The organism is Anaerolineales bacterium (genome assembly GCA_022866145.1).
In the GTDB taxonomy this organism is placed as follows: Bacteria; Chloroflexota; Anaerolineae; order Anaerolineales; family E44-bin32; genus PFL42.
Map to the genome: position 1 here is coordinate 1 of JALHUE010000228.1, position 2,026 is coordinate 2,026.

The following is a 2,026-nucleotide window of genomic DNA, read 5'->3' on the forward strand; positions in this document are numbered from 1 at the left end:
CGACGCTCCACCGGATGAGGCTGTCGAAGAGCGCTTCGCCGAGGACCTCCAGCGGGTTATCGCCGTCCACGGCCTCGCAGCCCAGTTCTACCGCCGCAGCCTCGACGAGAAGAGCACGCTCGACTTCGACGACCTCGAAGCGAACACCGTGCGCTTGCTCAGCCTCCCGGAGGTCCGCCAGGCCTGGCAAGCCGAGCTGTCCGCTGTCCTGGTCGACGAGTTCCAGGACACGAATGAACGCCAGCGGGCGATCGTCGAGGCGATCTGCGGCGCGTCCCCCGGCCGCCTCTTTGTTGTCGGAGACGCCCGTCAAAGCATCTACCGCTTCCGCGGCGCCGATGTCACGGTCTTTCGTCGCACCGGTGCGGACATCACCGGCCGGGGTGGGGAGGCGATTGAGCTTGGCCTGACCTTCCGCGCGCACCTCGGCCTGCTCCACGTTCTGGACCGCCTCCTCCCCCCGGTGATGGGCACCGCCGACGACCCGGATCGCCTGTATGCCGTGCCGTACTCGCCCATGCGTTCCGATCGATCGCGACCGCGGGAAGGGATGGTTGATCCGCATTTGGAGTTCGTCCTCGGGACCGGCCGCACGGCCGACGACGCCCGACCCAGAGCCGCGGCTGCCCTGGTGGAGCGGCTGCTGGAACTGCGCCAGCGCGGGGATATCCGCGCCTGGGACGACGTGGCGCTGCTCTTCCGCGCCTCCACCGGCTTCGCCGCCTACGAGGATGCCCTCGAGCGGGCGCAGATCCCGTTTGTCACCGTGGCCGGCGCCGGTTTCTTCGAGCGCCCCGAGGTGCGCGACCTGCTCAACCTGCTGCAGGCACTCTCGGATCCCTGGGACGATACCGCCATGGCCGGGCTTCTTCGATCGCCGGTGATCGGCATGACTGATGCCGGGCTGTACCAGCTGCGGACGTCAGCCGAACCCCCAACACCCTTCTGGACCGCCCTCCAGGAACCCCTCGAGGGCCTCTCCCCGGATGATCAGTCGGCTGCCAGTAGGGCCCGCAGCCTGATTGACTCCCTCACGCCGCTTGTCGACCGCCTGCCGGTGGCCACGCTCCTGCGGCGCATCGTCGACACGAGTGAGTACCGGGCCGCTCTTGCCGCCAGCCACCACCGCTACTGGCGCAACCTGGACAAGCTGCTGGCGGATGCCCACAGGTCCGAACTCGTCCGCGTGCACACCTTCCTGGAGTACATCCGCACCAGCCGTGACGTCGGCGCCCGAGAAGGCGAGGCGCCGGCGGAGGCCGAAGGCGCCGTCCGCCTGATGACGATCCACAAGGCCAAAGGGCTCGAGTTCCCGATCGTTGTGCTGGCCGACGCCTCGCGCCGGATGCGTGACATGCCCGAGACCGCCTACCTCAGCCCGGAGGTGGGCCTGGCCTTCAATCCCGATCGACAGGATGCCAGGCCTCTTGCCTATGGCCTTGCCCGCTGGCTCGACTCCCAGCAGGTTGCTGCAGAGGAAGCCCGCCTGCTGTATGTGGCCTCCACCCGCGCCCAGGAGAAGCTCATTGTCTCGGGCCACCTTTCCGGATCCGCCGGAGCCTGGCGCGCCGCCGGCTGGATGGATCAGCTGCTGGAGATTGTCGGCTGCGACGTCGACCAGGTGACCGCTGCGCCGGGGGCGTGGCTTGCGCTTGATCTCGGGGGTGGGGCGCAGGCCGCCATGCGGGTGGCGGTCGAGGACGCCCCAGTCCGCCCGTGGCCGGGAGCAGGCCTTGCCTCCGAGTGGCCATCGTCCGAGGAAACCCCGCTCTTCCCTCCGCTCATCGAGACAGCCTCCGAAGAACAGCCGTCCGAGCCCGAAGAGGACGTCCGCCGCGATTGGCGGGCCACCGGGGAACGCATCCGTCCCCCGGCTGCCGTGGTCGGCCTGATGGTCCATCGCGCCATCGAGGCGTGGCTCTTCCCCGGCGACGCGCGCCTGCCGCGCGAGCTGGAGTCTGTTGCGCTGGCCGAGGGCCTGGTCGATCGGCGACAGAGGCAGGCAGCGGTCGCAGAAGCATCCAAG

1 protein-coding gene is annotated in these 2,026 nt (G+C 69.3%); it reads left to right on the forward strand.

Translation table 11 applies throughout. The features are described from left to right. A partial coding sequence (locus tag MUO23_07215; GenBank protein MCJ7512746.1) for a UvrD-helicase domain-containing protein occupies positions 1 to 2,026 on the forward strand: 2,026 nt, incomplete at both ends.